This window comes from Cryobacterium sp. TMT4-31, from assembly GCF_004403385.1.
Classification (GTDB): domain Bacteria; phylum Actinomycetota; class Actinomycetes; order Actinomycetales; family Microbacteriaceae; genus Cryobacterium; species Cryobacterium zongtaii.
In genome coordinates, this window is the sequence record NZ_SOGI01000023.1 from 1 (window position 1) to 7,598 (window position 7,598).

Genomic DNA, 7,598 nt, shown 5'->3' on the forward strand with positions numbered 1-7,598 from the left:
CCGCAGACGCTGCGACGTCCTCTATGCCATGCTCCGCGACGGCACCCTCTATCAAGCCGACCACCAGCTCGCCGCTTGACAAGAACATAGGGCCCCCCCCGTAGATCTGACCGAGGCCGGGCACAGCTGTCTGAACCCGCCGCGCGCGGTAACCCAACGCGAGAAGCTCGTTGTTCGAAACGAACAGCTGCGGAAGACCGGCGCCGCCGGCGTTTCCGGAGACTCGAAACTCTTTACCGAGTCCGACCAGAGCGGCCATGATCGTGAACAGCATGGAACCCATAGGTGTCGCCGTGTCGACGTCGCCGCCGCCCAGGTTCAGCACGCGGAGGCCGGCGCCGCAGCCCCGGAGTTCTTCGGCGAAGGCAAGCATGTTCTGCGTCGATCGCCCCAGCCGGTCCAGAGTCGTGATGACGAGAGTATCGCCCGCCTCGAGCGCGTCCAGCGCGCGGTCGATGTTCGGCCGGGAAGCGCGAGCTCCGGAATCGCCGTTATCGACGTAGAGATCGTCACGCCGGACACCGTCAGCCAAAAGGTCCACTTCTTGCCGGTCGGTAGATTGCTGGCGCGTCGATACTCGCGCATAGCCGATCAGTTTCGTCACGATGCTCCTGGGTGTCTCATAACTAACTGTTAGCGTCGCAATTCAATCAGGAGGTTAAGCGACGTAGTTAAGAGACTCGCCGAGCCCCAGGATTCCGCCAATGTGGATGGGGCTTAAGTGACGGCCGTGAGACGTCTCATATCTCTAGGGATTCGAGACTCCCCTCGCCTCTGAGCCGGGCTCGTCGTGAGCGATGAGGAAGTTTGCCCAGGATTAGAACTGCGCGAGTGAGGGCATCCTCTCGTCTATCTGAGTCCGTGGCATGCGAAACATCGGGATGCCGATTGGTCATGATAAGGCCAGTGCCAAGCCGTTTATGAGACTTGATCAGTCGATCGAGTTCGGGTTCCTCCTATAGTCGGATCGTGAGTTCGATCCCAGGGAATGAGAAGTGCCAATTGTGAGAAACAACACCGTGGCGATCAACAGCGCACATCGGTGGCTGGCAGGCTCTAAACGTTTCGCGATGATCGCGCTTCTGCCGGCCATCATTCTCACGGTTGGTTGCACGGCCCAGGCGCCCGAGCTAGTTGGTTCCTCGACCGTGAAGGCTGCGTTTATTGACTTCGTCGGTTCGGTTGAGGGAGTCAAGAGCGTTCGCACGAGAAACTGGCTGTCGGGGTTCCTCGAGCCAGGAACGATGGTTATCTTTCACGTGACCTTGGGTGACGAGAGCGATTCTGCGGAGGTGGATTCCACGGCCCGGCTCATTACCGAATGGGTGCGCACCCGAGTCGATCCTAAAGCCGACGTCACTGTGTACGTCACGCTGTTTACAGCGGGAAACGCGGTAAGTCTTACCGCAGACGACACGTCAAATTGGGCTCGTATACAGAAACCTAGTTCCGGGCCGAGGGTCTTCGCTAGTGTCGACTTGCCGGCCCCCGGGAATATCGTTCACAAACACCGCGACTTGGCCGATGCGACCAGACTATCGACGCTAATTGCCTTCGCTCGCTCCATTGGACGGGTGGGGGCCGTCGATGGAATACCTAGCTGACTATGAATCTAAGTGAGTCATATCCCGTGTGCTTCGACACACTCGGGTTGCAAGACGTCTCACACTGATTGGACAGCAACGGACAAGCTGGGCGGGCAGGTTAGCGCCTTGAGAATGCTCTAGAGGCGCGTTCAGGGATTGCTGGCAGCCGCTCCCGTTTGGGCGCCGAAGTGAAGTTCATTCCACCGAAGCATCGACCTCTTTCCTTCGGAGATGGCGTTGTCATAGCTTCTCCGGTGTGGCCTAGCGAATTTCAGTGGCTTGGGACCACACGGCTTGCCAGCGGTCGTCAAGAAATTCGTAGCTGTCGGTGTGCCAGTAGTTGGTCCGTGGAATCGGATGTCCGCCAAATTCAACTTCCAGGGTTGCCCGATAGCGGATAGTAGCTGTGGTGCTGTGGCATCGAACAGCGATGTGTCCGGGTTCCCAGCTGAGGTAGTTGATCTGCCCTGCAGCGACGGCGTCTAGGTACTGCTCGCGGGTGAGGACGGCACCAATCGGGGTTATGAGCTCGAAATCGGCTCCGTGATAGTTGATGGCCTTTTCGGTATCGCCGTCAACGAGGGCGCGAAGGCGTGCCTGTTCGGTGGAGCGGATGAGGTCTTCGATGGTGGAGGTGCTTTCAATCATTGCGAGTCCTTCTCTTGGTGGGACACAGGGGTGTCGGGTTCGGGGAATTTGGTGGCTATGGGACGGGGACGAGGCCCCATTCAATGAGCGATCGAGCCGTGTCGCTGATGGTCTGAAATTCAGGACGAGGCGCCCAGCCGAGTATCTGGCGGCCCGCGTCGTGTCAACACTGAGGTCCCGGCCGAGTTCGTGGATGATGCCACGAGCATGGGGGTCAGCGAGGGCCATGATTCGCACCATCCAGTCAGGGGTCAGTTTGGTCGGCAGCCGATGAGCATACTCAAGAAAATCACGGGCGAGGTGGTTGCTGACTTCTCGGATCCATCGAAACTCCCCGCTGACGATTAGTCGCTGCCCGGCCGCTTGTAGCTCGACCATGGCACGGATGTGGGCTTCTGCGACGTCTCTGACGTCGGCAAACGAGAAGCCAAACCTTGACAGGCCGCGGAAACCGCCGGCCAGGAGCTGGACGATGACCCCGACCGACGCACCAACCTTGGGTTCGAGGGGAGGACTCCCGGGTTGATGACGGTCAGTTCGGTCCGATTTGCGCGCGCAAAAGCCCAGGCGGCCTACTCGGCCAGGGTTTTGGACCTGTAGTAGGCCGTGGCCCGCCGCCCATTCACGTCCGCCGATTCACGTCCGCCGATTCACGTCCGCCCATTCACGTCCGCCCAATCCCATTCCGTGTATGGTGCCTGTCTCGGACCGTGGTTCATTGCAGCGACCGAAGGTCAGAACGACTTGACTTGGGCCCGCTGCGCCGCCCGGATAACGCGGAGAGTTCCTTCCCGCGCCGGTCGGATAATGTCGGCTGCGTGCCTTGGTGCCACGGCCGGGAAGGGCGACGCGGTGTGGATGACGTAGTCGCAGCCAGCGGTGGCATCGTCCCAGCCGACGTAGGAGGTCAGATCCGCGGAGTACAGGCTGAGCCGGCAATCGGTAACGTCCGCCGCCTCGGACAGACGCGCACTCAACTCCGAATGCCGGCCCACATCCCGGACGGTTCCCCGCACGCGATAGCCGAACTTGAGCAGCTTCGAAGCAACGTGTCCACCAAAAAATCCGGAGATTCCCGTGACCAGCACGATAGTGTCCTTTTCGATCGATCGATCGATAACCATGAGTCTTCTCCTGTCATTGAAACGGCTACCGCCACTAGCATGGACAGTTTGACTCAAAATGTTCAGTTGTACAACTGGACGCAATGCGTTCGAAGTGTCAGAATCATTTCATGAGTTCCACTGAGAAGGTCGACCAGATACTAGATGCTTCACTAGCTGTCTTCTGCCGCTACGGATTTAGCAAGACCACCATGAAGGATCTCGCCGACGCGGCAGGTATCTCACGCGCGTCCCTCTACCTCCACTTCAGCAACAAGGAAGACCTGTTTCGCGCTGGCTCCGAGCGGGCGCATGCCACGGTCATGGCCGACATCGAAACCGTGCTGAACATTAGGGGTCCAGTCATTGAGCGGATCGACAAAGCGATGACCGCCTATCTCCAAGGGCTAATGGAGGAGATCAGTGCCAGTCCCCACGGCCAAGAACTATTCGACTCCAACCTGGCCCTCTCCAGCGACATAACTCGAATGTCCCGTCAACGTTTAAAAGACCGTATTGCTGAAGTCCTAGCCGAAGCGGCCGCGATGGGAGAAATTCGCCCCACCGACATCGGGGCAACACCGTCCGAGTTGGCCGGCCTCATCCTGGCCACCGTGGAGGGCATCAAGGCAGCGGGAGGCGCGGGCGGGCAGATCGACAGCGGCGGTTCACTGTTCATGCGGATTCTCGGCGCGGCCATATCCGAGTAAGTGACAGGGACTAGGCACCTACGACAGCGATTGGTCAGCTGTCGACCACGGGGCCTCTGCGATGGATCTCAACGGCTCGTCGGGAACCCAATCGAGGGCTGCTGCGAGCTGATCGGCAGCGGGAAGTGCGCTGCGCTCGTCGGCGGGCAGGGTGTCGTAGGAGTACGTCGAAACGGCCATTGGCGAAGTGGCGCTACCCTTCGAGTACCTGACCGTGTGGTCGTTGCGGCTGCCGCAGATCAGGATTCCGACCGATCGCCAACCGAGACGTGCTTCGGGGCGACGCCGCGACCGTGAATTGATCTCTTTAGCGGGCTCCGGCTCAGACGCTGCGCGGTACGGTACGGTGCCGAGCCGGACGTCGGGTTACCGCGCAGGGAGCCAGGACGTGATGGCGGTTGTCACCTCGTCGAGGTGTGATTCGAGCAGGAAGTGGCCGCCGTCGAGGAGCTCGATGCGGGCGTGCGGGGCGTCACGCAGGAAGGCTTCGGCTCCTGCGGCGGCGAAGATCTCGTCGTTCCGGCCCCAAATCGCGAGCACCGGCACCCGTGAGGCGCGGATCCATGCGTGCATGTCCGGATAAAGGGCCCGGTTGGTCGCGTAGTCGCGGAAGAGGGTCAGCTGCACTTCGTCCTGGCCGGGTCGGGCGAGGAGCGCGAGGTCGTGTTCCCACGCGTCGGGATCGACGGTCGTCGTGTCGGGCACGCCGTGGGTGTACTGCCATTGGACGGCGTCGCGGCCGAGGGCTGGGCGCAGTGCGTCACGCGTCGCGGCCGTGCGCTCGGCGGCATCGGCCCAGATGGGATCCCAGAAGCCAGGCACGAAGCCCTCTTCATAGGTGTTGCCGTTCTGCGAGATAATGCCCTCAACAGAGTTGGGGTCGGCCAGCGCCAGCCGCCAGCCGATGGGGGCGCCGTAGTCCTGTACGTAGATCGTGTACCGGGTTACCCCGATAGTGGCGAGGAACCGGCCCGTGACGCCAGCGAGGGCGGCGAAGGAGTAGTCGAACTCGTCGACGGATGGTGCGGACGAGCGTCCGAACCCGATGTGGTCGGGCGCGATGACCCGGTAGCGGTCAGCCAGGGCCGGGATCAGGTGGCGGAACATGTGTGAGCTCGTCGGGTAGCCGTGCAGCAGTAGGAGCACGGGTGCATCGACCGGCCCGGCCTCTCGCCAGAACACGTCGAGCCCATCGACGGAGACGGTGCGGTGGTGGACCTGGACCATAAATAACTCCTTTGAATTGTTTTACTGGTTAGCCAGACGGTATCATGGATTCATCGCGCCGTCCGGTGCGGAGAAAGCGGGGGAGCGGTGGATCGCGACGAGGAATTGCTGTTGGCGGTGCTCAACAGCGCGCCGGTCCTCGACGGCCGCCCAACAGACGACCTCGAAGACCCTAATGCGCGCGAGCTGACGCGAAGCTGGGGTGGATCCGGCACGACGCGCGAGCTGGGCCGCCTGCGTGAGGCCCGCGACGCGTTGCAGACAGTCATCCGCGGCGACGCGCCCGCGGCTGTCGAGGAGCTCACCCGCATTGTGGAGGGCGCCGTCCGCATCCCGCACGTGACGCCAGATGGCGTGGCTTGGCAGCTTCAGGCTCCCACCGACGACCGCCTCGCGGTGGAAGCCGTACTCGCCTGGTCGAGTGTGAACGCGCGCCACCCAGGTCGTTTGCGCCCCTGCGCCAACGCCGAGTGCCGCCTCTTCCTCGTCGATCACAGCCGCCCCGGCACCGCGAAGTGGTGCTCGATGGCCACGTGCGGCAACCGCATGAAGGCACGAGCCCATGCGAACCGATCGCGGAGGCAACCCGAGCCGAGCCGATACTCGTGAAGAGCCATCCGCTGCGCCGACCTCGCCGCCACCGAAATGGATGTCAGCCGCTTGGTCCTTGAGGTCGCCGCCGACGCGAGGGTCACCTACCCCGATCACACCTGTCGGCTGCACATTCCGGAGCAGCCGGTCCTCCTGCACGGCGACGAGTCATCGCTGCGACAGATCCTGCTCAACCTGACCAGCAACGCCACCACATACACCGGCGCCGGTACTACCGTCTTGGTCAGCATCGAGCAGGGAGCCGGCTCGGTTCAGATCAGGGTGCACGATGACGGCAGCGGAATCGCCGAATCCGCACTGGAGTCCATCTTCGAACCATTCGCGCAGGACATCCACAATCCAAACCAGCGACACACCGGACCCCTTGGCTTGGGGCTGACCATCGCACGCCGTCTCAGTCAGTGGCTCGGCGGGGCACTGACCGTGACCAGCGCCGACGGGCAAACCGAGTTCGTCATCACGTTGTCCGCGCCGAGCTCTCGGTGTTAGCAGCGAGCGTTTTGCCCAGATCGTCGACTTTTCGGCTCGAGAGGCCTGGACGTAGGCCTCCAACACCACCGCGAACAACGCCTGATCCACCCGGCGGCGCCGCTCGAGGAGTGCGGGGAAGAACGAGCCGGCACGGCGCTTGGGAATCTTCAGATCGAGGTCCCCATCGCGTCCGCGGCCGGCTGCCATTGCGGTCGCCGGAGCGCTCGAACGGGTCGCGCCGACGAACCTGGTCGCTTCCGCGTCGGTCGCGTACTGTGGCGACATGACTACCATTCTTTCAAGAACTTTGTCGTCCCCTCGGGGTGATGTCCACGTTTTCGTTGATGCTCCACGTGCTGCCGCCACTGACTCGGCTGAATGGTCCTGCACCTACCGCATCCACGGCCTTGCTGAAGACGTCACAGGCACTGCGCATGGTATCGACGCCGTCCAGTCGATCTTGCTTGCACTGACACAGATTGGCGACCGATTGGCGGGCGCGACTGGGCTGACCTTCCTGGGAGGATCTGACCTTGGCTTCCCTCTCACGTCTTGGAATGACGCGGAGTCGACGTTGTCTTTCGTCGTTCGGCACTCCATCGGCGCTCCTTCCGCTCCCTCGCCGTCCTAAGGTAAGCAGAAGGAAACCGCCACGCTACCCGATGGTCAGCATGGCCGTGCGCGAGGTGAACGCGCGACGCTCCCGCGATCTAAAGGCCGCAATCCTCGCCCACGGCTCGTTGCCATAGAGGGGCTTCGCCCTGGTCGTGTGCAGCCGGTTTCTCGTATCCGCTGGCGGTTAGGAAACCTCTCGGGGAAGATTCCCCAATTTGAGGCATGGCAGCGGCGGGGAATCCCTCTCCTCGGCACCCAGGTCAAGCCCCTCGTCGACCGCGAACTCCAGGCCTCACACCACCACACCACCGCCAAATAATCGGCCCTGCCAGAACCGGCGGTTCGTCAGCACGTCGGATCCTCCGTTCCTGATGTCATCCGATCTCCTTCATCATGAAATCAGCACATGTCCTACCTCTTGCACATCGACGCTTCTTCCCTCGATTCCGGCTCGTTCTCCCGCCAGGTCGCGACCTCCTTCCGGGACACCTGGGGCGGCGACGTCACCTATCGCAACCTCGCCGCCGCCCCCGTTACTTTCTTCGTAGCCCTTGATCCTGTAGTTATGTGAGGGTGTTGGCCTGTCAGGCCCGGCATGGTTCTTGCCCCAGTCGTCCATGATCCGG

Annotated in this window: 10 protein-coding genes and 1 pseudogene; 5 read left to right on the top strand and 6 right to left on the bottom strand. The window is 62.0% G+C overall.

Features of this window, described 5'->3' with window-relative positions:
* Window positions 1-604 (bottom strand): recombinase family protein (locus E3T19_RS19330; RefSeq protein ID WP_241980033.1); only part of this gene is annotated, 604 nt, incomplete at its 3' end.
* 400 nt (window positions 605-1,004) lie between these two features.
* Here E3T19_RS19330 and E3T19_RS05375 point away from each other — a divergent pair.
* Window positions 1,005-1,604 carry a hypothetical protein gene (locus E3T19_RS05375; protein ID WP_166788799.1) on the top strand — a complete coding sequence of 200 codons (600 nt, stop codon included), beginning with the start codon at window positions 1,005-1,007 and terminating at the stop codon, window positions 1,602-1,604.
* A 243-nt stretch (window positions 1,605-1,847) separates the two neighbouring features.
* Here the strand turns inward: E3T19_RS05375 and E3T19_RS05380 are convergent, their stop codons facing one another.
* Complete coding sequence (locus E3T19_RS05380; protein ID WP_134408266.1) at window positions 1,848-2,234, bottom strand: nuclear transport factor 2 family protein; 387 nt, start codon at window positions 2,232-2,234, stop codon at window positions 1,848-1,850.
* Between the two features lie 734 nt (window positions 2,235-2,968).
* Entirely contained in the window at window positions 2,969-3,358 is a 390-nt protein-coding gene (locus tag E3T19_RS19240; RefSeq protein WP_198418769.1) for an NAD-dependent epimerase/dehydratase family protein, read from the bottom strand.
* 110 nt (window positions 3,359-3,468) lie between these two features.
* Between E3T19_RS19240 and E3T19_RS05390 the strand changes: the two genes are divergently transcribed.
* Window positions 3,469-4,047: a TetR/AcrR family transcriptional regulator gene (locus E3T19_RS05390; RefSeq protein WP_166788800.1), complete on the top strand. Its 579-nt coding sequence runs from the start codon at window positions 3,469-3,471 to the stop codon at window positions 4,045-4,047.
* Between the two features lie 18 nt (window positions 4,048-4,065).
* Here E3T19_RS05390 and E3T19_RS19335 read toward each other — a convergent pair whose 3' ends face one another.
* Window positions 4,066-4,227, bottom strand: coding sequence for a hypothetical protein (locus tag E3T19_RS19335; protein ID WP_241980034.1), 162 nt, complete (start codon window positions 4,225-4,227; stop codon window positions 4,066-4,068).
* Between the two features lie 186 nt (window positions 4,228-4,413).
* A complete protein-coding gene (locus E3T19_RS05400) occupies window positions 4,414-5,274 on the bottom strand; it encodes an alpha/beta fold hydrolase (RefSeq protein ID WP_134408269.1) in 861 nt (286 codons plus the stop codon).
* Window positions 5,275-5,361: 87 nt separating this feature from the next.
* Between E3T19_RS05400 and E3T19_RS05405 the strand changes: the two genes are divergently transcribed.
* A complete protein-coding gene (locus E3T19_RS05405) occupies window positions 5,362-5,883 on the top strand; it encodes a CGNR zinc finger domain-containing protein (RefSeq protein WP_134408270.1) in 522 nt (173 codons plus the stop codon).
* A gap of 36 nt (window positions 5,884-5,919) precedes the next feature.
* The gene (locus tag E3T19_RS05410) at window positions 5,920-6,375 is read left to right on the top strand and encodes a sensor histidine kinase KdpD (RefSeq protein WP_134408271.1); all 456 of its coding nucleotides are present in this window, start codon (window positions 5,920-5,922) and stop codon (window positions 6,373-6,375) included.
* 16 nt (window positions 6,376-6,391) lie between these two features.
* Here the strand turns inward: E3T19_RS05410 and E3T19_RS05415 are convergent.
* A pseudogene (locus tag E3T19_RS05415) lies at window positions 6,392-6,540 on the bottom strand (transposase); the annotation flags it as partial.
* Between the two features lie 838 nt (window positions 6,541-7,378).
* Between E3T19_RS05415 and E3T19_RS18880 the strand changes: the two are divergent.
* A complete protein-coding gene (locus E3T19_RS18880; RefSeq protein ID WP_166788802.1) occupies window positions 7,379-7,543 on the top strand; it encodes a hypothetical protein in 165 nt (54 codons plus the stop codon).
* Window positions 7,544-7,598 lie beyond the last annotated feature (55 nt).